Genomic DNA, 25,390 nt, shown 5'->3' with positions numbered 1-25,390 from the left:
TAAAGCGCCAACTGTCGCTGTCGCGCTCTAAACGGCCGGCCAGCCTTTTCCAAAGATTGAATTTACGGGTTTTCCCAATGTCCACCATCACCAATCAATCCGAACATGTCGACGGGGTCTCGGGGGCCGAGCGCCTCAACATGGGCATCGTCGAATTCATCATCACCATCGCCGTCATGACGGCGAGCGTCGCCATCGCCATCGACAGCATGCTGCCGGCTCTGCCGGCAATCGGCCAGTCGCTGAACGTCGCCAACACCAACGACAGCCAGCTGGTGATCGGCGTCTTCTTCCTCGGCTTCGGCATCTCGCAGATCTTCTTCGGCAGCCTGTCTGATGCCTTCGGCCGCCGCAAGGTGCTGCTCGGCGGCCTCGCCTTCTTCACGGTGTCGATGTTTGCCGCCGCCCTCACCCAGAGCTTCGAGACGCTGCTGATCCTGCGCTTCATCCAGGGCATCGGTGCTGCGGCCATCCGCATCACCACCATGGCGATCGTGCGCGACTGCTTCGGCGGCCGCGAGATGGCGCGCGTCATGTCCTATGTGATGATCGTCTTCATGATCGTACCGATCGTCGCTCCGTCGATCGGCCAGCTCGTCATCCTCTATGCCAACTGGCACTGGATCTTCATCCTGATCGGCGTCATCGGCGCAATCCTCTTCGTCTGGGCCTTTTCCCGCATGAAGGAGTCCCTGCCGCGCGAAGAGCGCATGCCGCTCTCCGTCGGTGCGGTCGCGTCGGGTTTCAAGACCGTTCTCACCAACCGCATCACTTGCGGCTACATGATCGGCATGACGATGTTTACCGCCGTCATCTGCGCCTACATCGTCACGGTCCAGCAGATCTTCGGCGAGGTCTACGGCCTCGGTGACTGGCTGCCGATCGCCTTTGCAGGTACGGCCGGCGGGATTGCTGTCGCCAACTTCGCCAACGGCTTCTTCGTCCGCAGCTTCGGCATGCGCCGCATCTCGCATGTCTCGATGATCCTGTTTACGCTGATCTCGGTCGCGGGCTTCGTGATGTCGCTCTCCGGCACGCCGGCCTTCGTCGTCAGCTATCTGATGTTCTCGGTGCTCCTGATGTTTTTCGCGGTCATCGCGACGAACTTCACCGCGATCAGCCTGGAGCCGATGGGTCACCTTGCCGGCACCGCTACGGCGATCACCGGCTTCGTCTCGACGACCGGTGGCGCGCTCATCGGCGGCGCCGTCGGCCAGCTCTTCAACGGCACGCTGCAGCCGCTGTTCGGCGGCTTCGCCCTCTTCGGGGCCCTGACCATCCTGGCAACGCTCTGGGCCGAGAAGGGCAAGCTCTTCACCCATCCCGGCGACAAGGACGTCAGCATGGATCACGGCGGCGGCCATATGTAACCGGCCGCCGTAAGGCAAACAAAAAGCCCGCCCGGAGCGATCCGGGCGGGCTTTTTATTTTGGGCTGCTTCGTACGGCTCAGACCGTGAAGACCTCGCGGCGCAGCGTCTCCCAGCTCTCCTTGTCGGTGGCAAGCAGCAGGCCGCCATTGAGATGCGACGGCAGATAGGGCGAGCCGTCGAAGCGGGCGGCATAGGCGCCGGCTTCCTGCGAAATCAGCGTGCCGGCCAGGTGGTCCCACGGCATCAGCTTCTGGTACATCAGGAAGTGGATGTGACCGCCGGCAAGCATGCGATATTCATGCGCGGCGCAGCGGTAGCTGGTGGCAATGCGAACCTTGGCCATGTTGGCCATGACTTCGCGGCGTGCTTCCTGCTTGTAAAAACCGGTCGAGGCACCGCCGACCATGGCCTCGAGCGGCACGCCTGCGGTGACCGACAGGCGCTCCTGCGATCCATTGGCGCGGCACATCCAGGCGCCGGAGCCCTTCTCGGCGATCACCCAGTCGTTGCCGAGCGGATCGTAGATGATGCCGGCAACCGTCTCGCCCTTGGCGACGACGCTTGCCATAACGCCGAAGAGCGGCACGCCGGCGGCGAAATTGAAGGTGCCGTCGATCGGGTCGACGACGACGGCGAGATCGGCATCGGCGAGCTTGTCGAGCAGCGCCGGGTCGGCCGCAACCGATTCTTCGCCGACGAAAAGTGCGCCCGGCGCGACGTCTTCGATGCGTGCCTTGATCAGCCGTTCGGCCGCCTCGTCGCCTTCGGTTACGAGGTCGATCGCTTCCGATTTCACCCTGACGTCGCCGGCTTCAAGATTGCGAAACCGCGGCAGGATCTCTTTGACCGCCGCTTCCTGCAGCAGATTGGCAAGGCCGGCAATGTCGACGGAATGGCTCATTCTTTAGGCTCCGGTGTGAGGGACTGGAAATCGAACAGCTTGGGATCGAGCAGGTGCGACGGGTTCACGTGGCCAAGCGCCCGCAGCATCGTGTCCTTGCGGCCCGGCATGCGTCGCTCGATATCGGCCAGCATCGCCTTCATCGCATTGCGCTCGAGGCCGTCCTGTGAGCCGCAGAGGTCGCACGGGATGATCGGAAACTCCATGGCCGCGGCGAACTTGGCGAGATCGTCCTCGGCCGCATAGGCGAGCGGCCGAAGCAGCATCAGGTCGCCCTCGTCGTTCAAGAGCTTTGCCGGCATCGAAGCCAGCCGGCCGCCGTGGAAGAAGTTCATGAAGAAGGTTTCGAGAATGTCCTCGCGGTGGTGGCCGAGCACCAGCGCGTCGCAGCCCTCTTCACGGGCGATGCGATAGAGGTTGCCGCGGCGCAGCCGCGAACAGAGCGAACAGTAGGTCGCCCCCGTCGGCACCTTCTCTTTCACGATCGAGTAGGTGTCGCGATACTCGATGCGATGCTTGACGCCGATCGATGCCAGGTATTCCGGCAGGATGTGCTTGGGGAAGTTCGGCTGGCCCTGGTCGAGGTTGCAGGCAATGAGCTCCACCGGCAGCAGCCCGCGCCATTGCAGGTCCATGAGCAGCGCCAGCAGGCTGTAGCTGTCCTTGCCGCCGGAAAGGCCGATCAGCCAGCGCTTGGCGCCCTTCAGCATGCCGAAGTCGTCGAGCGCCTGGCGGGTCTGGCGAAGAAGGCGCTTGCGCAGCTTGTTAAACGAGACGGAGGACGGCATACGGCTGAACAACGGATGCGCGCCGGCGTCGATTTCGGTCTCAAAAATGGTTTCGGCCTGGTCTTGCGACGCGTTGAGCGAAAGGTCCATGGCGGGGATCCTGTGCGGCAGGCAGGCGCAACCGGCGCCCGGCTAATCTTGGGCCAGCACTTGCCTGCTCCAGCCGTCAAGATCAAGGGAAATCGGCCGCACCGTGCAGATCGCCCTAGTCGGAGGAGTTCAGGGACCGAAGACCGACCAGCCAGTGCGCGCCGCGAGCATTTCGAGCGCCAGCGATCCGAGCAGCGAATTGCCGTTTTCGTTGAGGCCAGGCGACCAGACGGCAACCGACGCCTTGCCAGGCGCCACCGCCAGAATGCCGCCGCCAACGCCGCTCTTTCCCGGCAGGCCGACGCGATAGGCAAAATCGCCCGAGCCGTCATAGTGGCCGCAGGTCAGCATCAGTGCGTTGATGCGCCGCGCCCGCTGGCGCGAGACGACGTTATGGCCGGTCAGCGGATTGCTGCCGCCGGCGGCCAGAAACAGCCCGGCTTTCGCAAGCTGGCTGCAGGTCATGGAAAGCGCGCAGTGATGGAAATAGACGCCGAGCACGTGGTCGACGGGGTGGTCGAGCTTGCCGAAGGAGCGCATGAAATTGGCAAGCGCGAAGTTCCGATAACCGGTGGCCGTCTCCGAACGCGCGACCTCATGGTCGATGACGATCTGGTCGTCGTCGGCGAGATAACGGACGAACTGCACGATCTCGCCGATCAGTTCCCGCGGCGTATGGCCGGCAAGGATCAGGTCGCTGATGGTGATGGCGCCGGCATTGATGAAGGGGTTGCGCGGCTTTCCGCCCTCTTGCTCGAGCTGGACGATCGAGTTGAAGGCGGAGCCTGAGGGCTCGCGGCCGACACGGTGCCAGATGTTCTCGCCGTGCTTGCCGAGCGCCAGCGTCAGCGTGAAAACCTTGGAAACGCTCTGGATCGAGAACGGCACCTCGGCATCGCCGACGCGATAGATCTGGCCGCCTGTGGTCACGATCGCCATGCCGAAATGCTTGGCGTCCACGCGCGCGAGCTGTGGAATGTAGTCGGCGACCTTGCCCTGGCCGAACCGCGGGCTCAGGTCCCGATGAATGTCGTCGATGATCGCCTGCAGATCCTGCGGCTTCTGCTCTTCGGGCATCGGGCTTCCCTCTTGGTCATCGCTTTCGGATCGAGGCGACGATAAGGCGCTTATTCGCTGGGGTCCGCGGTAGCGCGGATGCTGATCGGCACTGACAAAAAAGCCGCCCGTTTCCGGGCGGCTTTCGAAACGTTACAAGGCGTGAGCCTCGGATTAACGCGAATAGAATTCGACGACCAGGTGCGGTTCCATGACGACGGCGTAAGGCACGTCGGAGAGAACCGGTACGCGGACGAAGGTCGCGACCATCTTGTTGTGATCGGCTTCGATGTAGTCCGGAACGTCGCGTTCAGCGAGCGAAACCGATTCGAGAACGGTTACGAGCTGCTTGGACTTTTCCTTGACTTCGATGACGTCGCCCGGCTTGCAACGGTAGGAACCGATGTTGACGCGGACGCCGTTGACCTTGACGTGGCCGTGGTTGACGAACTGACGGGCAGCAAAGACCGTCGGAACGAACTTGGCGCGGTAGACGATCGCGTCGAGGCGCGATTCGAGCAGGCCGATCAGGTTTTCCGGGGTGTCACCCTTGCGGCGGTCAGCTTCGGCGAAGATCGCGCGGAACTGCTTCTCGCGGATGTCGCCGTAGTAGCCCTTGAGCTTCTGCTTGGCGCGCAGCTGTACACCGAAGTCCGAGAGCTTGGACTTGCGGCGCTGGCCGTGCTGGCCCGGGCCGTATTCGCGGCGGTTTACCGGGGACTTCGGACGGCCCCAGATGTTTTCGCCCATACGGCGGTCAATTTTGTACTTGGACGATTCGCGCTTGCTCATCGCATTTCCTTTCAAACAGTTACACCGGCCTGTTTCCAAACCGGATCAAGGAAACACGCCCTCCTCTGAACCCATTTTCGGGGCTCTGACAGGTTTCTCACGATCACGCAGACGGAGAAGCCACGGGACATGTCAAATGAAACACCGGACATTTCTGCCCGGCGTTGGGGCGGCTTTAGTGGGTCCGGCTCCTGTTGTCAAACGAAATCGTGACAAACAGCCGTTGATCAGGCCGGATCACTCGGTGGCGCTTGCTCCAACGAAATCAGCAGTTTCCTGAGGAGCGCCGCCAGCGCCGTGCGGTCTTGCTTGTTCAGCACCTCGAGGTAGCGCGACTCGCTCGCCATGTCGGCGCGAAAGGCGGTTTCCGCAAGGGCTATTCCCTTTTCCGTCAGCCCGACGACGCTGCTGCGGCCGTCGGACGCCGAGCGTTCCCGCTGGATCAATCCTGCCTTCTGCAGCCGGTCGAGCCGGTGCGTCAGTCCACCGGACGAAATCATCAGCAGCGTATAGAGATCCGTCGGCGTCAGCCGGTAAGGCGGGCCGGATCGCCGCAGCGTCGAGATCACGTCGAACTCGCCGCGGTCGATGCCGAAAGAGGCGAAGGTCTCCTCGATCGAGGGGCGCACCAGATTGGAAAGCCGGTAGGCGCGCCCGAGGATGGCCATAGGCTCGGTATTCAGGTCGGGCAGTTCGGCCGCCCACTGCGCTTGCAGACGGTCCACATGGTCCCTTCCCTCATTCTCATTCTGCATCGTTCACCTCGGCATCGGTCAATATATCTTTACGAGAAGATAGTTTCGGATAATATCTTCTCGTGAAGATAATTCATTCCCATTGGGAAGCCAACCCGGACGACGATGGAGGCCAGCATGTTTCATGTCATTCCCCTTACAGAACAGAAGCAGAGCCCAAACCGCACGATCCTGTTTGAAGGTGGGCAATTCGGCACGCCGATCTCGCTGTTCCTGATGGATGCCGAGCCTGGCCAGGGGCCCGCCCTTCACGTTCATCCCTATCCGGAAACATGGATCGTGCACTCGGGCGAAGCGGAGTTCACCGTCGGAGAGCAGAAGATCATGGGTAAGGCCGGCGATATCATCGTCGTCGATCCGGAGACGCCGCACCGCTTCGTCAATACCGGCACCGGCCGCCTGCAGATGACCTGCATCCACGCGTCCGATCACGTTATCCAGGAATGGGTCTGACGCCACGACACCGTAACGCGCCAGCGCCGTCTGAGCGTGGTCGGAATAGCTGATGCCTTTACGCGAAAGGTCGAGGTTCACTCCGCCGCAGCGGCAGCCGCAGCCGTCACATCCGGCCCGTTGGCGTCGCCTGGAGCGGTCTCGCTGCCAAGGTCCGGGAACGCGACGATGCGCTTTCCGGCAAAATCCGCATGGATGACGATCAACCCATGCTCCTCGAAGTAGCCGAGCAGACGGCGGGCCCGCCTTGCGGAGTGCGTGCCATAGGCGCGCGCGATCATCGCGTCGGAAGGGCACGGCAGGCTGCGGACGGCCGCCTGCGCCATCATCAGGAACACGGCTTGCAAGTCCTCGGTAACGCGATCGGCAAGCTGCAAGGCCTGCGCCCAGGTTTCCGTTGCCGCCGTCTCCGCGTCGATGCCGGAGCGCGCGACGGCCATCTTGCGGCGGAAGGCGCTCAGCGACAGGGCTGCACCGGATGGCAGCCGGCGAATGCGGCATCGCACCAGAAAATCCTGGAACAGTTCTGCATCGGGGCGGAAGGCTGCTTCCGGATTGCTGAGGATTTCGACAAAGACGCTGTCGAGCAGGCTCTCTTTTTCCTCGGCGGAAAGTTCCGGCTGCGCCTGCCTTGCCTCGACCGGCGCGGCAGGCTCGGGCCGCGGGCGGGACAGCTCGGCCAGGATGTCGGTCGTCGGGCGCGGCGGCGCAACGGCGCGGCGCATGATGGGCCGCGTCAGCTCCTCCGGATCCGGCGTGAAGATCAGATCCTCGACGTCCTGCGGCGCTTCCGGCAGCGGCATCAGCTTCGGGCTCGTCGAGCGCGCCGAGGTCTCGACCGCGCCGATCGTCACCTTGAGCGGCCGGCGCGACAGCGCCGGGCCAAGCGCGACGAAGGAACCGCGCTTGAGGTCGCGGAACATTTCCGCCGTGCGCCGGTCCATACCGAGCAGATCGGCTGCGCGCAGCATGTCGATGTCGAGGAAGGTGCGGCCCATCAGGAAGTTCGAGGCTTCCGCCGCCACGTTCTTGGCGAGCTTTGCCAGGCGCTGCGTGGCGATCACTCCGGCAAGGCCGCGTTTGCGGCCGCGGCACATCAGGTTGGTCATGGCGCCGAGCGAAATCTTGCGCACCTCTTCGGTGACGTCGCCGGCAACCGACGGCGCAAACATCTGCGCCTCGTCGACGACGACCAGCACCGGATACCAGAACTCGCGATCCGCATCGAACATGGCGTTCAGGAACACGCCGGCATTGCGCATCTGCTGCTCGATATCGAGACCTTCAAGCGAGAGCACGCAGGAAACACGATGCTGGCGAATGCGGTTGGCAATGCCGATCAGCTCGGCGTCGGTGCGTTCACCCTCGACCACCACATGGCCGAACTTGTCGGCGAGCGTGACGAAATCACCCTCGGGATCGATGATGCACTGCTGCACCCATGGCGCGGACTGTTCCAGCAGCCGGCGCAACAGATGCGACTTGCCCGAACCGGAATTGCCCTGCACCAAGAGACGGGTGGCCAGAAGCTCCTCGATATCGAGCGAGGCCGATGTCCCTTCGGACGTCGCTCCCATGTCGATGCCGACCTTCATTTCCACCTCGTCATGTTAAATCTTACGCAGGTCCGGATGCGATACCGTTGCGCACTGTGCCTGAATACTCTTGATTGATTCGCGATCACGCGGAGACCGCCTATCGGGCGACACCTAGCACGGATTTCCCGGAAATCCTGCCGTCGGCGCACATAACCCACAGGGAATACGCTTTGGAAAGTCTCCTCGGAAAAGAACCAGATGTAGAATCTGGCGGTCACAATATAAAGTTGAATGTCGTACTTTTGCGAGAAGGCACGGACGCCCATATGCGATTTGGTCGAAGCGATTTGCCGGGGCAGGAATGCAGCACCACGAAACAGCGCAGCAGATGGAACTGAACAATCTCGATCGCCGTATGCGCGATGCTTACAAGGACACGCAACGGGTCGCCTCGAAAGACGACGCCGAACGCGCCAGCCGCATACGCTTTCGCGCCGCCTGCGTGCTAGCTGTTCTGATCGGCCTGTTGCTGGCGATCTTCCTTTAAAGCACCGTGCCGGCCATAGGAACGCATGAACGGGGCACTACCCGATCGCTTCGGCATGCCCTGCTCGCTTTTCCCCGATGGCATCAAGTGCCACCGTCAGGCCAAAGCCCTGCATCAGCCGCCGCGTGGCGAAATCCGGTTTGCCGGAGGTGAAGATCGCCGGGTCCTGGCCGTTCAGCGGCTCGAAGCCGTTTGGCTGCGGCACGAGCGAGCGCGCCCGTCTGGCAATCGCTTCCGCCGGATCCAGCCAATCGACCGGCCAGGGTGCCAGCCTGCGGAAGACGTTCGCCATGAAGGGATAGTGGGTGCAGGCAAGCACGACGATATCGGTCTTCCTGCCGTCCATCTCGACGAAACACGGTGCGATCTCGGCTAGTACCGTTTCGTCGTCCAGTTTCTCGCCGCGGATATAGGCCTCCGCCATCTTGGCGAGGTTTTCGGAGCCGACGAGCCGCACATGGCATTGGCTGGCGAAGGACTGGATGAGATCGCGCGTATAGGCCCGCTTGACGGTACCCGGGGTCGCCAGCACCGAAACAAGGCCGGAGCGTGTGCGCTCTGCCGCCGGCTTGATCGCGGGCACCGTGCCCACAAAGGTCATCTGAGGAAAGGCCGCGCGCAGATCGGCGCCGACCAGCGTGAAGGCGGTGTTGCAGGCGATCACGCAGATTTCCGGATCATGCTCGGAAAGCAGCCGGCCGAAGAGCGCGATCACGCGCTCTTTCAGCGCCGCCTCTTCCCAGCCGCCATAGGGAAAGCCGGCATCGTCGGCGACATAGATGAAATGCCGCTCGGGCATCAGCACCCTCGCCTCACGCAGCACGGTCAAGCCACCGATGCCGCTGTCGAAGACGAGGATGGGTTTCAGTTCACTCGCTGTCACCTTTGTCTCGCGCTTTCCTGCTGTGTTCACCCGGAGCGCCGGAGCCGCGCGGGTTTTCCCGCGTGAACCGGTCGAGCGAAGAAATGACGCCGCGCAGCACCTGGATTTCGGATTCGGTAAAGGACGGCCTGGTCAGAACCGCGCGCAGGTTCTCGACCAATTTCGGCTTTTTGTCGGCGGAACGGAAGTAGTTGCGCGCCTCAAGCGCTTCCTCGACATGCTCGAACAGACCCTGCAGGTGTTCCTTGGTCGCCGGCCGCTGCTCGATCGCCTGGAACGAGGTCTGGTCCTCAGACTCCATGCCGGTCTTCAGCCACTCATAGGACATCAGAAGCACGGCCTGGGCGAGATTGAGCGAGGCGAAAGCGGGATTGACCGGAAAGGTCACGATCTCGTCGGCCAGAGCCACCTCTTCGTTGGTGAGGCCCGTGCGCTCGCGTCCGAACAGGATGCCGGTTTTCTCTCCGGTCTGGAAGCGCTGACGGAGCGTGCGCGCCGCGACGATCGGCGAACGCACCGGCTTGTAGCCATCGCGGTCGCGGGCGGTCGTGGCATAGACGAAATTGAGATCGGCGATCGCCTCTTCGACCGAACCATAGAGCTTGGCAGCGTCGATCACGTGGTCGGCACGGCTTGCGGCTGATCGTGCCTTTTCGCTCGGCCAGCCGTCGCGCGGATTGACGAGCCGAAGCTCCGCCAGGCCGAAATTCGCCATCGCGCGGGCGACCATACCGATGTTTTCGCCGAGCTGCGGATAGGCGAGAATGATCGCCGGTCCTTCCGCCAGAAGTTCGCGCTCGCTGTTCGTTCCTGCCATTTCCTTAGCCTTCGCCTTTCGTTCGGCGTTTCCCTTGCACAAATGCGGGCGAAATTAAAGTCCACTACAAATGAAGCCGGTTGAGAGACACCCCGATCATTTCCAGACCAAGCTCCGCATCGTCCTTCGAAATCGGCAGGTGGCGATCGACCGGCGCACCGATCCGGCCGACCTGGTAGAAATAGGCCGAGGCCTTGTCGCGCACCGTCTGGACGAGCGCGAGATTGGCGTCGATGTCCGCCTTGAAATCGGTTCCTTCCAGCGCCGCATCCGTGCCGACACGCCGCGCGAAAACCCGTGCCCAGTAGGTGCAGGCCATGAAGATCGCCAGCGCCTGGCGCACATGACCGGGACGCGTCACCAACTGCCAGGGAAGCCCGAGCGGCTTTGCGGCGGCGGCCAGGTCACGATAGGCGCGGTCGAGCGCCTGCGAGCGGGTAATGAGCACCAGACCCGATGCCCCGTCCCGCGCCGCCTGCAGCAGGCCCTTGAGTTCGTCGCACCAGGTTGCGACGGCGGCATCGAGCGTCGTGCGGGTGCGCGTCGGAAACACGACGAAGGCGACCGCCGCACCGGCGATCGAGCCGATCATGGTTTCCTCCAGGCGCAGTTGCAGCAGATGCGGGCTCAGCACGCCCATCAGGCTATAGACCAGCGACAGAACGACGGAGATGAAGAAGGTCATCGTCGCATAGGAGACGGCGAGGAAATAGAAGGCGAGAAAGACGCAAAGTGCGCTGAGCGGCAGCACCAGGTAGATATTGCCGGCTACCAGCGTGCCGACGATGATGCCGACCACAATGCCAAACAGTGTGCCGGCCGAGCGCTGCAGCGCCTTGACCGCCGTATCGCCACGCGAGCGCGTGTTGGTGAAGACGAGAAACGCCGCAAGCACCGCCCAGAACCAACGCTCCCGCGACAGCATCAACCCGAACACCATGGCGATGCCCGAAGCGAGCGTGATCTGGATCGCCGCCTTCAAGGCGGGATCGTTCAGCGACGGCCTCCAGCGGGCGGCAACGCCGCTCAAGTGCAGTGGCGGCTCTTCCAGATCGGCCGGCGTCAGCTTTGCAAGGCTTCGGGCGAGCCTTTGCCGGACGTTGCGCAGCCACAGCAGCGCCTTCACCGTTTCTTCGCGGCGCGGAGCGGCATCGCCGAGCCGCGCGATCTCCGCGTCGATCCGTCCGCCGTCGCGCGCCACCATCGCCTCCACCAGTGCCGGCGGCGGCATCGATTGGAAGCTGACGACCATCACGCTTTCGGCCGCAAGATGCAGGTCGAAGAGGTTGATGACGAGGTCGGAGGTCGTAAGGCCGGGCTGCGGTTCCGGCCGCCGGTTTTCCGTCGGAATGAAGCTTTCCGCCATCAGCACCGCTTCCTTCAGCCGCTCTTCGGCCGCATGCAGCTGACGACGATCGGCCGGTGACAGAACGGGCTTGCGGGCGATCTCCGCCAGTTGCAGCAGCATCTGGTCTACGCGACGCTGCACGCTTGCGGTGGCGCGCAGGAGGTCGCGATAGCGATCATCCGGCAACAGCCGCGTGCGGACGAGATGCGCGACGGTGGCCGAGACGGCCGCTCCGAAGAACAGGGCTGGCAACTGGTCGAGCGTGGGCCTCAGATAGGCGCCGGTGAAATAGGACATGAAGGCGAACATGCCGACGGCAAAACCGCGGGGGCCGAAGGAGCGGCCATAGACCGCGAGAAAGATGATCAGCAGGAAGACGACGTCGGAAACGTAGCGGTGATTCTCGAGAACCGACGCAAGCCCCACCATCGAAACGCCGACGAGGACGGCGATGATGCGGGTGAGCCGCTGGCCGGCAATGGTGCGATCGCGCACCGCCAGTCCCCCTTCGATCGACAGCGACGCCGCAAGCCCGAAGGCGGCCGGCGGCAGCGGTGCGACGAGGTAATGAAACGCCATCAGCAGCAGGATGGAAACGACGATCGTCGCGGTGATGCGCGAGGCCTGCCGCAGGCGGGAGAAGGCCGGATCGTTGGCAAGAAGCCAATCGCGCATACGGGAACGAAGTGCCATCGGAAGCCTTTGCCTGTCCCGCGGCCGCCTGTGGACGCGCGCCGCCTTCGCCGGTTCTTCCTGCATAGCGGCAGATGCGATCTTTGCAAGGCCGGCGCGACGAAAGCAGGCGTCGAAAAGCGGTGGCGAAGAGCCGTCCGAGGTCCGTCTCCACCTCCATCCAAAGTTTCAGCCAAGCATGCTTTGCCTTGTCGGTTCTGAGTGCTATAGGGCACAGGATTTTTCAGAGAGGAAGGGACATCGCTCCCGCTGTCCCGCATAAGCTACGAGGCATATTCATGGCAAAGATCAAGGTCGCCAATCCGGTCGTCGAACTCGACGGCGATGAGATGACCCGCATCATCTGGCAGTTCATCAAGGACAAGCTGATCCATCCCTACCTCGACGTCGATCTGGAATATTACGACCTCAGCGTCGAAAACCGCGATGCTACTGAAGACCAGGTAACGATCGACGCCGCCAACGCGATCAAGAAGCACGGCGTCGGCGTCAAGTGCGCCACGATCACGCCGGATGAAGCCCGCGTCGAGGAGTTCAAGCTGAAGAAGATGTGGAAGTCGCCGAACGGCACGATCCGCAACATCCTCGGCGGCGTCATCTTCCGCGAGCCGATCATCTGCAAGAACGTTCCGCGCCTGGTTCCGGGCTGGACCAAGCCGATCATCGTCGGCCGTCACGCCTTCGGCGACCAGTACCGCGCCACCGACTTCAAGTTCCCGGGCAAGGGCAAGCTGACGATGAAGTTCGTCGGTGAAGACGGCAAGGAAATCGAATACGACGTCTTCGACGCACCGTCGGCCGGCGTTGCCATGGGTATGTACAACCTGGACGATTCGATCACCGAATTCGCGCGCGCGTCGTTCAACTACGGTATCCAGCGCAAGGTTCCGGTGTACCTGTCGACCAAGAACACCATCCTCAAGGTCTATGACGGTCGCTTCAAGGACATCTTCCAGCAGGTGTTCGACGCCGAATTCGCCGAGAAGTTCAAGGAACTGAAGATCTGGTACGAACACCGCCTGATCGACGACATGGTCGCTTCGGCCCTGAAGTGGTCCGGCGGCTACGTCTGGGCGTGCAAGAACTACGACGGCGACGTGCAGTCGGACATCGTCGCCCAGGGCTTCGGCTCGCTCGGCCTGATGACTTCGGTTCTGATGACGCCGGATGGCAAGACGGTCGAAGCCGAAGCCGCGCACGGCACGGTTACCCGCCACTACCGCCAGCACCAGAAGGGCGAAGAAACCTCGACCAACTCGATCGCCTCGATCTTTGCCTGGACCCGTGGTCTCGCTCATCGCGCCAAGCTCGACGGCAACGCCGAACTCGCAAAGTTCTCCGAAACGCTTGAGAAGGTCTGCGTCGACACCGTCGAAGCCGGCTTCATGACCAAGGACCTGGCGCTCCTCATCGGTCCCGATCAGCCGTGGCTCTCGACCACCGGCTTCCTCGACAAGATCGACGAGAACCTGCAGAAGGCCATGGCTGCCTGATAGGCTCCAGTCGAAGAGACAACGAAACCCAGCCTCGCGCCGGGTTTCTTTTTTGGACCGATCAAAATTCCGGAACGCGGATCGGCGCCGGACTGCAGCCGGTACTCGCACGACTTCAAGGCGAGCGCGGCCATGCTACCGGCAGCGACTGCTAGAACATGTCGCGGCTGCTGCTGCGCGGATCGTCGCTGACGATATGTGGGTCGTAGATCCCGCCTCTCGCGCTCCGGCGCCATGGCCGGGCCGGATCGACGGGGTCCCTGCCGATATCCGCCACGACGATCGATGGTCCATCCCCGCTGCATCGGACCGCCCATTGCCCGTCGGGCGAAACAATCCCTGAAGGAGCCGTCAGGCCGGGCTGCGCGAGAACCGCAAAACTCGCCCAATAGCGATTGATCGAAGCATGCCCCTGCACCTCGGCGGCAAAGGCAATGTCGTTCGCCAGAGCGCCGCCGGAGGTCGAAAACAGCACGCAATCGACGTTCAGCTGTTCGTATTCGCCGAAAATCTCGGGAAAGTGGCACTCGATGCCGAGCGCGCAGCCGAAGCGGACGCCGTCGACCTCGAACGTCAAAGGGATCGTTCCGGGCGTGTACATGAACGAGACCTTGGTGTTCGACAGCATGCGCTCATCGTAGCGTGTCGCGACCGCCCCCTTATCCGAGATCACATAGAGGCTGTTGTGCGGGCGATGCGGTTCGGTGAGCTTGTGAACGGATCCAAGGACCGTCCATAGCCCGAGGTCCCGCGCCAACGTCCGTATGGCATCAAGCTCCTTGCGCAGAACCGTCCACTCGAAACGGCGCCAATCGGACGGGCCTATTTCGCGCGGACCGATCGTCGACATGATGCGCTTGTTCGGAAAGCACGTCGCGCCCTCGGGGAAATGCAGCACCCGCGCGCCGGCCCGATGCGCCTCCCGCATCAGGTGTCGGATCCCTTCGCCGGCATGGTGAAGTGCCGCCGCATCGCGGGGATCGTCGAAATAGCCGGATTGCGCCACGGCCAGACGCAGCAATCTTGGTTGCGCCACCAAGTCTTCCGCCGAAGCCTGGCGAAGATGCATGAGTGCAGTTGTATAGGATTCGCCGGAATTGGCGGCACGGGCGCGAACACGCCGTTTGAAATTTCGGTTTTCAGTCATCACAGGGCCTTTCGCGTCTCGGGCAAGTTCCCCAGCAACCGGACCCGAAACGGTGGGACCGAGATTGCGACCCGAGACTGAAGCCCCTTTGCCTCCGTGAAAGGATCGTGCTGGGGACGATCTTTGGAGGTTCGGCGCAGGCCACGCCGAACCAAAAGGTGCCGCTCGGACACTGATTCGTCAATTGCGGGTGTGTGCTCGGGTGTCGGTCACTTCAAAGGCAGATAGATCTCGCTCAAGAGTTCGGTCGGCGCAACTTCGCGGGGATTGTTGAGATATTTCTCGAACATCAGGCTGTCGCGGATATCGCGGCCGGACTGCGGCAGCCATGTGCCGTAGAGCCATTGGTAGGCCTTCGGCATATCCGCGTAAGGGCCTTTGTGGCGAAGCACCGCATAGCGGCCGCCGTCGAGATGCTGCGGGATTAACGGCGCCTCCGCCGGCATCGGTCCGCGCGCGCTGACGCAGGCAAAGGAGCGCAGTTTTTCCGCGGGCACCAGTTCCGGATCGTCTAGGTAGATGCCGATCATCTCCATGTCCGGCCGGAACAATTGCCGTGAAAAGAGGGTGCCATAGAGCGTCTCGAACGCCTTGCCGATCTCCATATAGGAGCCGGTGTGGGCGACGCCGACGAGGTCGAAGGCTTCGACGTCCTTCAGGGTGACTTCATACATGTCTGGAATTCCTTCCGTTGAAGCGGTTTCAAAGGCGACATGGCTCCCCTCCTTGCGGTATCGCGCCGGCGGCAGCCCATAGGCGGCCTTGAAGGTGCGGTTGAAGGATTGCAGATTGGGATAGCCAGAGCGCTGCGCGATCGTTTCGACAGGAAGATCGGTCTGGGCGAGATCGGCCGCTGCCCGCTGCAGCCGCAGCCGCTTCACCGTTCCTGCCAGCGTCTCGCCGTGAACGGCCCGGTAGATCCGGTGCCAATGGTGCGGCGACAGACAGGCAATCTCGGAAAGGCGATCGAGGTCGAGATCGCCGTCGAGATGACCGTAGATGTAGTCGCTGACCCGGTGCAGACGCCGTTCATAGGTCGCCCACGCTACCCGCTCTTCCATGTCCAACCTTTCGCGCTTTGCTCACGGATGGGTAGACCATAGATCAATTTGACAAATCCTGCGGAGTTGCGGGCGTGCTTCGACTGAGATTTGTACGAGCCTTCCGCGATATAGGACCCCAGAACGGTGCCTTGGCCAGCAATCACGTTTCGGTTTGACCGTCCGAGGCGCCGAGGCTCTGTTCGTGTGGGCTGGTGATCCGGCGGGGTATGACACGCACGACCGGAGGGGGCTCGCGGGACCGCGAGCGTGAAGCTACACAAGCCCTGCCCGATGCAAACAAAAAGGGCGCCGCAACGGACGCCCCTTTTCCTGTTCTGCTGCGGGTACCAATCAGCCGGCGAGTGCGACGGCCACCGCTTCGATCGCTTCGGCCGCCTTGTCGCCATCCGGACCGCCGGCCTGGGCCATGTCGGGACGGCCGCCGCCGCCCTTTCCGCCGAGAGCGGCGGATGCGACGCGAACGAGGTCAACGGCGCTGAGCTTCGAGGTCAAGTCGTCGGTCACGGCAACGACCGCGCTTGCCTTGCCATCGCCGGAAACGCCGACGAAGGCAACGACGCCGGAGCCGAGGCTCTTCTTGCCGTCATCGGCCAGGCTCTTCAGATCCTTGGGCTCGACGCCCGAAACGACCTTGCCGAGGAAGCGAACGCCGGCGATTTCGCGGGCGGCATCGGCCGAACCCGCTTCGCCGCCACCACCGAGTGCCAGCTTCTTCTTGGCCTCAGTCAGCTCGCGTTCCAGCTTGCGGCGCTCGTCGAGCAGCGCCTCGACGCGGCCGAGCACGTCGCCCGGCTGAACCTTCAGCGTGTTGGCGAGCGTCTTCACGCGCTCGTCCTGCTCGTTCAGATAAGCGCGTGCCGCTTCACCGGTCAGCGCCTCGAGGCGACGAACGCCGGCGCCGACGGCGCTTTCCGAGACGACGCGCACCAGGCCGATGTCACCGGTGGCAGACACGTGCGTGCCGCCGCAGAGTTCGACGGAGTAAGCGCGGTTGGCCTTGGAGCCGTGGATGCCGCGGCCCATCGAGACGACGCGAACCTCATCGCCGTACTTCTCGCCGAAGAGCGCCATCGCACCTTCGGCAATCGCATCATCGACGCTCATCAGACGCGTGGTCACCGGCGTGTTCTGGACGATGATCTCGTTGGCCATCTCTTCAACGACCTTCAGCTCCTCGGCCGTCATCGGCTTCGGATGAGAAACGTCGAAGCGCAGGCGTTCCGGCGCTACCAGCGAGCCCTTCTGGGCCACGTGGGTGCCGAGCACTTCGCGAAGCGCCTCATGCAGGAGGTGCGTTGCCGAATGGTTGGCGCGCAGGCGCGAGCGGCGGGCGTGATCGACGTCGAGCTGGGCGGCGTCGCCGGTCTTGACCGTGCCTTCGGCCACGGTCGCGAAGTGGACGAAGAGCCCCTCGCCGCGCTTCTGCGTGTCGGTGACGGTGAGCTTGCCGCTTTCCGTCGTGATCGTGCCGGTATCGCCCATCTGGCCGCCCGATTCGCCGTAGAACGGCGTCTGGTTGAGCACCACCTGGACGGTGTCGCCCTTGGCGGCGGTTGCTACGACAGCGCCATCGCGCACGATCGCCTGGATCACGCCCTCGGCGGTCTCGGTGTCATAGCCGAGGAAATCGGTCGCGCCGTGCTTTTCCTTGATCTCGAACCAGATGGTCTCGGTCGCAGCTTCACCGGAACCGGCCCAGTTGGCGCGGGCTTCGGCCTTCTGGCGCTCCATGGCAACCGAGAAGGCGTCGGTATCGACGGTGATGCCCTTGGCGCGCAGCGCGTCCTGGGTCAGGTCGAGCGGGAAGCCGTAGGTGTCGTAGAGCTTGAAGGCGGTTTCACCGTTGAACTGGTCGCCTTCAGACAGATCGGCAGATGCGTCGGACAGCAGATTGAGACCGCGCTCCAGCGTCTTGCGGAAACGGGTTTCCTCAAGCTTCAGCGTCTCGGAGATCAGCGCTTCGGCGCGCACCAGTTCCGGATAGGCGCGGCCCATCTGGCCGACGAGTGCCGGCAAGAGCTTCCACATCAACGGATCCTGGGCGCCCAGCAGCTGCGCGTGACGCATCGCACGACGCATGATGCGGCGAAGCACGTAGCCGCGGCCTTCGTTCGACGGCAGCACGCCGTCGGCGATCAGGAAGGCGGACGAACGCAGGTGGTCGGCAATGACGCGGTGGCTGGCGCGACGGTCGCCTTCAGCCTTGACGCCGGTCGCTTCTTCCGATGCGGCGATCAGCGCGCGGAAGAGGTCGATGTCGTAGTTGTCGTGTTCGCCCTGCAGCACGGCTGCGAGACGCTCGAGGCCCATGCCGGTGTCGATCGACGGACGCGGCAGGTTGACCCGCTCTTCCTTGGTGATCTGCTCGTACTGCATGAAGACGAGGTTCCAGATCTCGATGAAGCGGTCGCCGTCTTCATCGGCCGAGCCCGGAGGTCCGCCCCAGATATGGTCGCCGTGGTCGTAGAAGATTTCCGAGCACGGGCCGCAGGGGCCGGTATCGCCCATGGCCCAGAAGTTGTCACTGGTCGGGATGCGGATGATGCGGTCGTCGGAGAAACCGGCGATCTTCTTCCAGAGATCGAAGGCCTCGTCATCGGTGTGGTAAACCGTGACCAGCAGGCGCTTGGCGTCGAGGCCATACTCCTTGGTGATCAGGTTCCAGGCGAGCTCGATCGCGTTCTCCTTGAAGTAATCGCCGAAGGAGAAGTTGCCGAGCATTTCGAAGAAGGTGTGGTGACGCGCGGTGTAGCCCACATTGTCGAGGTCGTTGTGCTTGCCGCCGGCGCGAACGCACTTCTGCGCCGTAACGGCCGTCGAATAGGGGCGCTGCTCCAGGCCGGTGAAGACGTTCTTGAACTGCACCATGCCGGCATTGGTGAACATCAATGTCGGGTCATTGCGCGGCACCAACGGGCTCGACGACACGACCTCGTGACCGTTCCTGCGGAAATAGTCGAGAAAGGTCGACCGGATTTCATTCACGCCGCTCATCTTGCGTCCTATTCTTAAGCACCGATTCCGGCCCGGGTACGGCCCACGCCGCGCCACTAAGCCATCGTCCCTAAACCCTGCGGCCACCCGTGGTGACCGCACCCTCCAACGCGCTGGGTCGCCGGAACCAAAGGCTTTTATCGCTCACATATCCGACTGTCCAGACGCCAGCAAAAAACCGGCCGCCCACGGGACGACCGGTTTTCTGGTAACCTCAGTGGGCCGAGCGGCTTATGCTTCCGGCGGCTCGTCACCGTCGTCCGCTTCCGGACCGCCATTCTCGAGGAACCGATCAGCGATCAGGCCGGCGTTCTGGCGCAGCGCCGTTTCGATTTCGCGCGCGAGATCCGGATTGTCGCGCAGGAACGTCTTGGCGTTCTCGCGGCCCTGGCCGAGACGCTGGCTGTTGTAGGAGAACCAGGCGCCCGACTTTTCGACGATGCCGGCCTTGACGCCGAGGTCGACCAGTTCGCCGGTCTTCGATACGCCCTCGCCATACATGATGTCGAATTCGACCTGCTTGAAGGGAGGGGCCATCTTGTTCTTGACGACCTTGACGCGGGTCTGGTTGCCGACGACCTCTTCGCGCTCCTTGACCGAGCCGATGCGGCGGATGTCGAGGCGAACCGAGGCGTAGAACTTCAGCGCGTTGCCTCCGGTGGTGGTTTCGGGCGAACCGAACATCACGCCGATCTTCATGCGGATCTGGTTGATGAAGATGACCATGCAGTTCGACTTGGAGATCGACGCCGTCAGCTTGCGCAGCGCCTGGCTCATCAGGCGGGCCTGCATGCCCGGCAGGCTGTCGCCCATTTCGCCTTCGATTTCGGCGCGCGGCACGAGCGCGGCGACCGAGTCGACGACCAGCACGTCGATCGCGCCGGAACGCACCAGCGTGTCGGTGATCTCAAGCGCCTGTTCGCCGGTGTCGGGCTGCGAGATCAGGAGGTTTTCGAGGTCGACGCCGAGCTTGCGGGCATAGACCGGATCGAGCGCGTGTTCGGCGTCGACGAAGGCGCAGATGCCGTCCTTCTTCTGTGCTTCGGCGACGGTCTGCAGCGCCAGCGTCGTCTTACCCGAGCTTTCCGGGCCGTAAATTTCAACAATGCGGCCCTTCGGCAGGCCGCCAATGCCGAGCGCGATGTCGAGGCTGAGAGAGCCGGTCGAAACCGTCTCGATCTCAATGATGCTGTCCTTCCCACCGAGCTTCATGATCGATCCCTTACCGAACGAACGTTCGATCTGGGAAAGTGCCGCTTCAAGTGCCTTGCTTTTATCCACCGATTTGTCCTCTACGAGCCGCAAAGAGTTTTGTGCCATTTGGTCCACCTTTAGGTTATTGAAGCTACCGAGGCAATGAAGCCGCCGCAGGAGTTTTTGTACATGTTTTGTTCCGTATTTGCAAGAGCGCGACAACACATTGAAAAACAATAGCTTTCAACGATACGTTCGATTCTTGTTCACGGAACGAAACCAGAGTTTTCGAATGTTGGCGCAAGCCCTTCGAACCTGCCCGGCAAGGCTCGGCCGATTCGCCTGCGCATGAGACTTTGAGCAGGTCGGGCGCGTGGCGCTTTGCGACGCGGCATTGCAGGATGCCAACAGATATTCGGCCGATCGGCCAAGCAGAGGAACATTCATGACGCAAGCTGACATCGCCGTTTTCGGTGGCGCGCATATCGACAGGCGCGGCCGTATATCGGGAACGACAGCGCCCGGGTCGAGCAATCCGGGAAGCTGGTTCGAAGAAGCGGGCGGCGGTGGTTTCAATGCCGCGCGCAACCTGGCGCGGCTTGGCCACAGCGTGCGCATGATCAGCACCCGCGGCGGTGATGCGGCCGGCGAGATGGTGACCGCAGCCGCGGCCGCCGCTGGCGTCATCGACAGTCCCCTGACCTTTCTTGACCGCCAGACGCCGAGCTATACGGCGATCCTCGAAAACGACGGCAATCTGGTGATTGCGCTTGCCGACATGGAACTCTACCGGCTGTTCTCGCCACGGCAGTTGCAGCGGCGGGCGCTCCGCGAGGTCATCGCCGCGAGCAAGCTGGTGCTGACCGACGCCAACCTGCCGGAAGAAACGATCGCCGCACTTGCCCAGTCGGCTGCCGGCAACCGCCGCATCGTCGCCGGGATCGCTGTTTCGCCGGCCAAGGTCATCCGCTACCGGCCGTGCCTCTCGCATCTCTCGTTCCTGTTCATGAACGAATCCGAGGCGCGGGCGCTGACCGGCAAGGAGGCCGCCGAGGCGGAAGAATGGCCGGCCCTGTTGCGCGGTCTCGGCATCAACGGAGGCGTCGTGACCCGGGGCGGCCGTGCGGTCGTTGCCTTCGAGGGCGACAGCGCCTGTGTCGTCGTGCCGCCGGCCCTGCCCGCCCTTGCCGACGTCACCGGCGCCGGCGACGCGCTCGCCTCCGGCTTCCTTTCCGCCCGCCTTGCCGGCCGCGATATCGCCGATTGCCTGCGGCACGGCATCGCAGCCGCCGGTTTAACGTTGCGTTCTCCCTTGGCCGCATCCGAAGAGATGTCCGCGGCCAATCTCGAACAGGCGCTGGCCCTTGTGCCCGCGCCCCAAATGCTGTCATGACATTTGCCAGCAGAACTCCCAAGGAAAGACCATGACCAAACCCGCTTCCCCCTTCCTGCCGATGGAATATTCCGACGAGGTCGCAGCCGCCAAGGCGCGTGGCGCGCCGATCGTGGCGCTGGAATCGACCATCATCACCCATGGCATGCCCTACCCGGGCAACCTGAACATGGCCCGCAGCGTTGAAGCGATCATCCGCGAACAGGGTGCCGTGCCGGCGACCATCGCCGTCATTCATGGCGTACTGCATATCGGCCTTGACGATGCCAAGCTCGAAGAACTGGCCAAGACCCAGGGCGCGATGAAGGTCTCGCGCGCCGATCTCGCCTTCGCGATCGCCGAGCGCCGCACCGGCGCGACCACCGTCGCCGCGACGATGATCGCAGCTGCCCGCGCCGGCATCCGCGTCTTTGCGACCGGCGGCATCGGCGGCGTGCACCGTGGCGCCGAGCTCTCCTTTGACATCTCCGCCGACCTCGATGAACTCGCCCGCACGGGTGTCATCGTCGTCTGCGCCGGCGCGAAGGCGATCCTCGACATTCCGAAGACGCTCGAAGTGCTCGAGACCCGCGGCGTTCCGGTCGTCACCTATGACAGCGAAATCTTCCCGGCCTTCTGGTCGCGCGACAGCGGCCTCAAGAGCCCGCTGATGCTGAACAGCCCGGCCGCGATCGCCAACTTCCAGACCATGCGCGAGCTGCTCGGCGTCGAAGGCGGCATGCTGGTCGCCAATCCGGTTCCGGAAGCTGCCGAGATCCCGCGCGAAGAGATGGAAATCTATATCGCCCGCGCGCTCGACAATGCCGAGAACGACGAGATCACCGGCAAGGCGGTCACGCCCTATCTGCTCAGCAACCTCTTTGAAATGACCGAGGGCCGCAGCCTCGAGACCAACATCGCGCTGGTCGAGAACAATGCCCGGCTTGCCGGCGAGATCGCCGTCGCGCTGAACGTGAAGTAATCCGGTAAGAAACGGCGAGAAATAGAGAAGCCCGGCCCGCAAGCGCCGGGCTTTTTACATTGGCGAAGGCTGACGATGCGTTGGAAGTTTGATCAAGCACCTGATGTTGCCTGCGTAACCTGCCGCTCGGTGCTCGCGGGGCACACGGTTCTCGTCGCAACACATCATGAAGACGATCATTCATGGGCGTTTACAGATGGCGCACCGATCGACATGGCGAAAGTGCTGGTGGTCGCGATGGCGGAGGTCGTCGAGCGCCACACCGACCTTGACGAGATCGCCGATCTTCCTCCCGGCTGGTCGGCAACGCGCGCCTCGGCCAATGGGCCTTGGTCAAGGCAGCAGAACGACTAGGGGCGGAACCCTAACGTACCCAGCGCCGGACCCCGGTCGATATTCCCTTGCGTTCAACGGCCCTAGGAATCGAGCATTTCGCGCACGGAAACCGCCAGCTGCTTCAGCGAGAACGGTTTGGGCAGGAAGCCGAACTTGGCATCCGCCGGCAGGTTGCGGGCAAAGGCGTCTTCGGCATAGCCCGAGACGAAGATGAACTTCAGGTCCGGGTACTTCTTGCGCAGTTCGGTCAGGAGCGTCGGTCCGTCCATTTCCGGCATCACCACGTCGGATACGACGATATCGACGGCGCCGTTGAGCTCGTCCATGATGTCGAGCGCCTCGACGCCGGAGCCCGCTTCGTAGACGGTGTAGCCGCGCGTTTCCAGCATGCGCTTGCCGCCGCGACGAACAGCCTCCTCGTCCTCGACGAGCAGCACGACTGCCGAATCGCCGGTCAGATCGGTCGGCTCCTCGTTCTTGACCACGGGAGCCGCTATCGTCTGCACCACCGGCGCAGCAACGGTTCCGGTGCCTGCCTGCGCGGGCTCCTCGGGCGCAACCGGCACCTCGATATGGCGCGGCAAGAGGATGCGGAAGGTCGTGCCCTTGCCCACTTCCGATTCCGGATAGATGTAGCCGCCCGACTGCTTGACGATGCCATAGACCATCGACAGGCCGAGACCGGTGCCCTTGCCCACTTCCTTGGTCGTGAAGAACGGCTCGAAGATTTTGTCGAGGATTTCGGGCGCAATACCTGTTCCCTGGTCGGAAACTTCCACCATCACGAAGTCTTCGTCCGGCAGCTCACGGCGTCCGAAGGCCGAAACCTCAGCCGCCGGCAGATTGCGGGTGCGAAGTGTGATGATGCCGCCTTGGGGCATGGCGTCGCGAGCGTTGACCGCGAGGTTCAAAAGCACCTGTTCGAACTGGCCGAGATCGGTCCGGACCGGCCAGAGATCGCGGCCATAGTCGACCTCGACCTTGACGTTCGTTCCGGTCATGCGGTCGACCAGCATGCGCAGGTCGCCGATCACGTCGGTCATGTTGAGCACCGTCGGCCGCATCGTCTGCTTGCGCGAGAAAGCAAGCAGCTGCCGCACGAGAACAGCGGCACGGTTGGCGTTGCGCTTGATCTCCATCAGGTCGGCGAAGCTCGGGTCGGCCGGCCGGGCAGACAGAAGCAGGTGGTCGGACGACAGCAGGATCGCCGTCAGCACGTTGTTGAAGTCGTGCGCGATGCCGCCGGCAAGCGTGCCCACGGCGTTCATCTTCTGCGTCTGCGCCATCTGGTTTTCGAGCGCTTTCTGCTCGGTAATCTCCAGCGCATAGATGATCGCCGCTTCCTCCGGCGCCTGATCGGTCTGGTCGATCACGGCATTGACGTAGAAGCGGAAATGGCGCTCGCCATCGGTCGGGTGCAGCGCGTCGATCGGCGCGATGTCGCCCTGCCGGTCCTTGGCGGCCGCCAGCGCGTCGTGCAGGCGAAGCTTCTCGGTTTCGTGCACCACGGCATCGATCAGCGCGCCGCGCTCGACGTCGTCCTGCGAGACGAGACCGGAAAACAGCTTCAGGAACGGCGCGTTGGTGCGCAGGATCCGGCCATTGCCATCGACCGAGGCGATCGCCATCGGCGTATTGTTGAAGAAGCGGGTAAAACGCATCGCTGCGCTCGACGCCGACTGGTCGCTGTCCTCGCCGCCGTCGCGCGACATGACAATGGTGCGGCTTTCGCCGGGCGCGCCGTCGCGGGTCGAGGAGACACGGTGGATCATGCGCACCGGCAGGCTCTGGCCGTTCAACTTGCGCAGGTCGAGGTCGAGCATCTTGGTCTTCTTCAGACCCGGTTCGGCCTGCACCGCCTGGACGAGCGTCAGCCCCTCACCGGCCACCAGATCGCCAATACTTATCGAGCCCGGCTGGAACTTGGTGAGATCGATGCCGAGCCAGTCGGCAAGCGTGGCGTTGATATAGAAGATCTCGCCCTTGCGGCCGGCGGAGAAGAAGCCGGCGGGTGCGTGATCAAGATAATCAATCGCGTTCTGCAATTCCTTGAAGAAGCGCTCCTGGTCATCGCGTTCCGCAGTGATGTCGGCGATCTGCCAGAGATAGAGCGGATTGCGCTCGCTGTCTTCGAGCGGCAGCACGCGTGCCTTCAGCCGGAACCAATGGGCGCCGGAGCCGGTGGCCGCACCGGTCGCAAGCGGCTTCAGCAGGCGGAATTCCTCATGCCCCTGCTTGCCCTCGTGCAGGCCGTTGGTCAGCCGGTAGATTGCTTCCGTCGCCTCGCGATTGCGCGACAGGATCGTTTCGAGCGATTGGATGCCGGCAGCGTTCCTCGCGCCCGTGAGCGCGCCATAGGCGGCGTTGGCGTAGATGATCCGGCCCTTCCGGTCCGTGACGATCGTGCCATCCTCATGCGCATCGAGAAAGGCGCGCGCCAGTTCGTCCGGGCGCGATTGCGGCATCACCTCGATGAAGCCGATGACCGAGGACACGAGAAAGAAGATGCCGACCATGGCGAGAACGCCGAGGATGCCGAGCACGATCTCGTTTTCCATCTGGTTCCGGAAGATCACGAAGGCGATGGCCGAGACGGTGAGGACGATCGCGAGCAGCACGATCCGCAGCACGGTTCCGGGCCTGACGCCACGGTCAACAACCGGCATCTGGTAGTCGCCTGACTGCCGCAATTTCGTCATCGGGTCCTCTTACGCGGCCGGCGCCGCGCGCGGCGCGGCCCAGCCCTTCCGGCCGGCATCCGCTCAAACCGCCGGG

Annotated in this window: 21 protein-coding genes; 7 read left to right on the top strand and 14 right to left on the bottom strand. The window is 63.2% G+C overall.

Features of this window, described 5'->3' with window-relative positions; translation table 11 throughout:
* Nucleotides 1–77: 77 nt before the first annotated feature.
* The gene (locus ASE71_RS23410) at nucleotides 78–1,370 is read left to right on the top strand and encodes a multidrug effflux MFS transporter (protein ID WP_034794494.1); all 1,293 of its coding nucleotides are present in this window, start codon (nucleotides 78–80) and stop codon (nucleotides 1,368–1,370) included.
* Between the two features lie 78 nt (nucleotides 1,371–1,448).
* On the opposite strand, the gene ASE71_RS23405 is transcribed toward ASE71_RS23410, so the two are convergent.
* From ASE71_RS23405 to ASE71_RS23385, 5 genes are all read right to left on the bottom strand, one after another.
* The gene (locus ASE71_RS23405; protein ID WP_034794509.1) at nucleotides 1,449–2,273 is read right to left on the bottom strand and encodes an inositol monophosphatase family protein; all 825 of its coding nucleotides are present in this window, start codon (nucleotides 2,271–2,273) and stop codon (nucleotides 1,449–1,451) included.
* Nucleotides 2,270–3,151, bottom strand: a complete 882-nt coding sequence (gene ttcA, locus ASE71_RS23400) for a tRNA 2-thiocytidine(32) synthetase TtcA (protein WP_034794511.1) — start codon at nucleotides 3,149–3,151, stop codon at nucleotides 2,270–2,272. The genes ASE71_RS23405 and ttcA overlap by 4 nt, the downstream gene beginning before the upstream one ends.
* Nucleotides 3,152–3,280: 129 nt before the next feature.
* Complete coding sequence (locus ASE71_RS23395) at nucleotides 3,281–4,228, bottom strand: glutaminase (protein ID WP_060520738.1); 948 nt, start codon at nucleotides 4,226–4,228, stop codon at nucleotides 3,281–3,283.
* A 153-nt stretch (nucleotides 4,229–4,381) separates the two neighbouring features.
* Entirely contained in the window at nucleotides 4,382–4,999 is a 618-nt protein-coding gene (gene rpsD / locus ASE71_RS23390; RefSeq protein ID WP_034794529.1) for a 30S ribosomal protein S4, read from the bottom strand.
* Nucleotides 5,000–5,226: 227 nt separating this feature from the next.
* Nucleotides 5,227–5,754 (bottom strand): MarR family winged helix-turn-helix transcriptional regulator, encoded by a 528-nt coding sequence (locus ASE71_RS23385; RefSeq protein WP_060520737.1) that lies wholly within the window; start codon nucleotides 5,752–5,754, stop codon nucleotides 5,227–5,229.
* A 117-nt stretch (nucleotides 5,755–5,871) separates the two neighbouring features.
* On the opposite strand from ASE71_RS23385, the gene ASE71_RS23380 reads away from it, so the two are divergent.
* On the top strand, nucleotides 5,872–6,207 hold the full coding sequence (locus tag ASE71_RS23380; RefSeq protein ID WP_034794649.1) for a cupin domain-containing protein: 336 nt from the start codon (nucleotides 5,872–5,874) through the stop codon (nucleotides 6,205–6,207).
* A gap of 77 nt (nucleotides 6,208–6,284) precedes the next feature.
* Here ASE71_RS23380 and ASE71_RS23375 read toward each other — a convergent pair whose 3' ends face one another.
* Nucleotides 6,285–7,802: an ATP-binding protein gene (locus tag ASE71_RS23375; RefSeq protein ID WP_060520736.1), complete on the bottom strand. Its 1,518-nt coding sequence runs from the start codon at nucleotides 7,800–7,802 to the stop codon at nucleotides 6,285–6,287.
* A 304-nt stretch (nucleotides 7,803–8,106) separates the two neighbouring features.
* On the opposite strand from ASE71_RS23375, the gene ASE71_RS23370 reads away from it, so the two are divergent.
* Nucleotides 8,107–8,292, top strand: coding sequence for a hypothetical protein (locus ASE71_RS23370; RefSeq protein WP_060520735.1), 186 nt, complete (start codon nucleotides 8,107–8,109; stop codon nucleotides 8,290–8,292).
* A 37-nt stretch (nucleotides 8,293–8,329) separates the two neighbouring features.
* Here ASE71_RS23370 and murI read toward each other — a convergent pair whose 3' ends face one another.
* The 3 genes from murI to ASE71_RS23355 all read right to left on the bottom strand — a co-directional run bounded on the left by murI (nucleotide 8,330) and on the right by ASE71_RS23355 (nucleotide 12,033).
* Nucleotides 8,330–9,175, bottom strand: a complete 846-nt coding sequence (murI, locus tag ASE71_RS23365; protein WP_034794546.1) for a glutamate racemase — start codon at nucleotides 9,173–9,175, stop codon at nucleotides 8,330–8,332.
* Nucleotides 9,162–9,992: an RNA methyltransferase gene (locus ASE71_RS23360; RefSeq protein WP_060520734.1), complete on the bottom strand. Its 831-nt coding sequence runs from the start codon at nucleotides 9,990–9,992 to the stop codon at nucleotides 9,162–9,164. Before ASE71_RS23360 ends, murI begins: the two co-directional genes overlap by 14 nt.
* A gap of 64 nt (nucleotides 9,993–10,056) precedes the next feature.
* Nucleotides 10,057–12,033, bottom strand: coding sequence for an FUSC family protein (locus tag ASE71_RS23355; protein WP_060520789.1), 1,977 nt, complete (start codon nucleotides 12,031–12,033; stop codon nucleotides 10,057–10,059).
* 278 nt (nucleotides 12,034–12,311) lie between these two features.
* On the opposite strand from ASE71_RS23355, the gene ASE71_RS23350 reads away from it, so the two are divergent.
* A complete protein-coding gene (locus ASE71_RS23350; RefSeq protein ID WP_034794552.1) occupies nucleotides 12,312–13,526 on the top strand; it encodes an NADP-dependent isocitrate dehydrogenase in 1,215 nt (404 codons plus the stop codon).
* Between the two features lie 151 nt (nucleotides 13,527–13,677).
* Here ASE71_RS23350 and ASE71_RS23345 read toward each other — a convergent pair whose 3' ends face one another.
* The 4 genes from ASE71_RS23345 to recA form a co-directional block, all read right to left on the bottom strand.
* Nucleotides 13,678–14,673 (bottom strand): carbon-nitrogen hydrolase family protein, encoded by a 996-nt coding sequence (locus ASE71_RS23345; RefSeq protein ID WP_060520733.1) that lies wholly within the window; start codon nucleotides 14,671–14,673, stop codon nucleotides 13,678–13,680.
* Between the two features lie 209 nt (nucleotides 14,674–14,882).
* Complete coding sequence (locus ASE71_RS23340) at nucleotides 14,883–15,734, bottom strand: AraC family transcriptional regulator (RefSeq protein WP_060520732.1); 852 nt, start codon at nucleotides 15,732–15,734, stop codon at nucleotides 14,883–14,885.
* 333 nt (nucleotides 15,735–16,067) lie between these two features.
* Nucleotides 16,068–18,731 (bottom strand): alanine--tRNA ligase, encoded by a 2,664-nt coding sequence (gene alaS, locus ASE71_RS23335; RefSeq protein ID WP_060520731.1) that lies wholly within the window; start codon nucleotides 18,729–18,731, stop codon nucleotides 16,068–16,070.
* A 231-nt stretch (nucleotides 18,732–18,962) separates the two neighbouring features.
* Nucleotides 18,963–20,051, bottom strand: a complete 1,089-nt coding sequence (gene recA / locus ASE71_RS23330) for a recombinase RecA (protein ID WP_060520730.1) — start codon at nucleotides 20,049–20,051, stop codon at nucleotides 18,963–18,965.
* Between the two features lie 319 nt (nucleotides 20,052–20,370).
* Here recA and ASE71_RS23325 point away from each other — a divergent pair, with 319 nt between their 5' ends.
* From ASE71_RS23325 to ASE71_RS23315, 3 genes are all read left to right on the top strand, one after another.
* Nucleotides 20,371–21,318 carry a carbohydrate kinase family protein gene (locus tag ASE71_RS23325; RefSeq protein WP_060520729.1) on the top strand — a complete coding sequence of 316 codons (948 nt, stop codon included), beginning with the start codon at nucleotides 20,371–20,373 and terminating at the stop codon, nucleotides 21,316–21,318.
* A gap of 31 nt (nucleotides 21,319–21,349) precedes the next feature.
* A complete protein-coding gene (locus ASE71_RS23320; RefSeq protein WP_034794581.1) occupies nucleotides 21,350–22,279 on the top strand; it encodes a pseudouridine-5'-phosphate glycosidase in 930 nt (309 codons plus the stop codon).
* 75 nt (nucleotides 22,280–22,354) lie between these two features.
* Complete coding sequence (locus ASE71_RS23315) at nucleotides 22,355–22,633, top strand: hypothetical protein (RefSeq protein ID WP_060520728.1); 279 nt, start codon at nucleotides 22,355–22,357, stop codon at nucleotides 22,631–22,633.
* 62 nt (nucleotides 22,634–22,695) lie between these two features.
* On the opposite strand, the gene cckA is transcribed toward ASE71_RS23315, so the two are convergent.
* A complete protein-coding gene (cckA, locus tag ASE71_RS23310) occupies nucleotides 22,696–25,314 on the bottom strand; it encodes a cell cycle histidine kinase CckA (RefSeq protein WP_060520727.1) in 2,619 nt (872 codons plus the stop codon).
* Between the last annotated feature and the right edge of the window lie 76 nt (nucleotides 25,315–25,390).

The sequence above is a fragment of the Ensifer sp. Root954 genome, from assembly GCF_001429005.1.
In the GTDB taxonomy this organism is placed as follows: Bacteria; Pseudomonadota; Alphaproteobacteria; order Rhizobiales; family Rhizobiaceae; genus Ensifer; species Ensifer adhaerens.
Note: the sequence above shows the minus strand (reverse complement) of the source record. Positions and strands in the feature narration are given on the sequence as shown.

Bases quoted from the DNA above. Each gene is read 5' to 3' on its own strand.
- ASE71_RS23385 (WP_060520737.1), bottom strand. From the start codon at position 5,754: ATGCAGAATGAGAATGAGGGAAGGGACCATGTGGACCGTCTGCAAGCG.
- cckA (WP_060520727.1), bottom strand. From the start codon at position 25,314: ATGACGAAATTGCGGCAGTCAGGCGACTACCAGATGCCGGTTGTTGAC.
- ASE71_RS23395 (WP_060520738.1), bottom strand. From the start codon at position 4,228: ATGCCCGAAGAGCAGAAGCCGCAGGATCTGCAGGCGATCATCGACGAC.
- rpsD (WP_034794529.1), bottom strand. From the start codon at position 4,999: ATGAGCAAGCGCGAATCGTCCAAGTACAAAATTGACCGCCGTATGGGC.
- ASE71_RS23380 (WP_034794649.1), top strand. From the start codon at position 5,872: ATGTTTCATGTCATTCCCCTTACAGAACAGAAGCAGAGCCCAAACCGC.
- ASE71_RS23405 (WP_034794509.1), bottom strand. From the start codon at position 2,273: ATGAGCCATTCCGTCGACATTGCCGGCCTTGCCAATCTGCTGCAGGAA.
- ASE71_RS23370 (WP_060520735.1), top strand. From the start codon at position 8,107: ATGCAGCACCACGAAACAGCGCAGCAGATGGAACTGAACAATCTCGAT.
- ASE71_RS23320 (WP_034794581.1), top strand. From the start codon at position 21,350: ATGACCAAACCCGCTTCCCCCTTCCTGCCGATGGAATATTCCGACGAG.
- ASE71_RS23375 (WP_060520736.1), bottom strand. From the start codon at position 7,802: ATGAAGGTCGGCATCGACATGGGAGCGACGTCCGAAGGGACATCGGCC.
- ASE71_RS23325 (WP_060520729.1), top strand. From the start codon at position 20,371: ATGACGCAAGCTGACATCGCCGTTTTCGGTGGCGCGCATATCGACAGG.
- ASE71_RS23345 (WP_060520733.1), bottom strand. From the start codon at position 14,673: ATGACTGAAAACCGAAATTTCAAACGGCGTGTTCGCGCCCGTGCCGCC.
- recA (WP_060520730.1), bottom strand. From the start codon at position 20,051: ATGGCACAAAACTCTTTGCGGCTCGTAGAGGACAAATCGGTGGATAAA.
- alaS (WP_060520731.1), bottom strand. From the start codon at position 18,731: ATGAGCGGCGTGAATGAAATCCGGTCGACCTTTCTCGACTATTTCCGC.
- ASE71_RS23355 (WP_060520789.1), bottom strand. From the start codon at position 12,033: ATGGCACTTCGTTCCCGTATGCGCGATTGGCTTCTTGCCAACGATCCG.
- ASE71_RS23360 (WP_060520734.1), bottom strand. From the start codon at position 9,992: ATGGCAGGAACGAACAGCGAGCGCGAACTTCTGGCGGAAGGACCGGCG.
- ASE71_RS23410 (WP_034794494.1), top strand. From the start codon at position 78: ATGTCCACCATCACCAATCAATCCGAACATGTCGACGGGGTCTCGGGG.
- ASE71_RS23340 (WP_060520732.1), bottom strand. From the start codon at position 15,734: ATGGAAGAGCGGGTAGCGTGGGCGACCTATGAACGGCGTCTGCACCGG.
- ASE71_RS23315 (WP_060520728.1), top strand. From the start codon at position 22,355: ATGCGTTGGAAGTTTGATCAAGCACCTGATGTTGCCTGCGTAACCTGC.
- ttcA (WP_034794511.1), bottom strand. From the start codon at position 3,151: ATGGACCTTTCGCTCAACGCGTCGCAAGACCAGGCCGAAACCATTTTT.
- ASE71_RS23350 (WP_034794552.1), top strand. From the start codon at position 12,312: ATGGCAAAGATCAAGGTCGCCAATCCGGTCGTCGAACTCGACGGCGAT.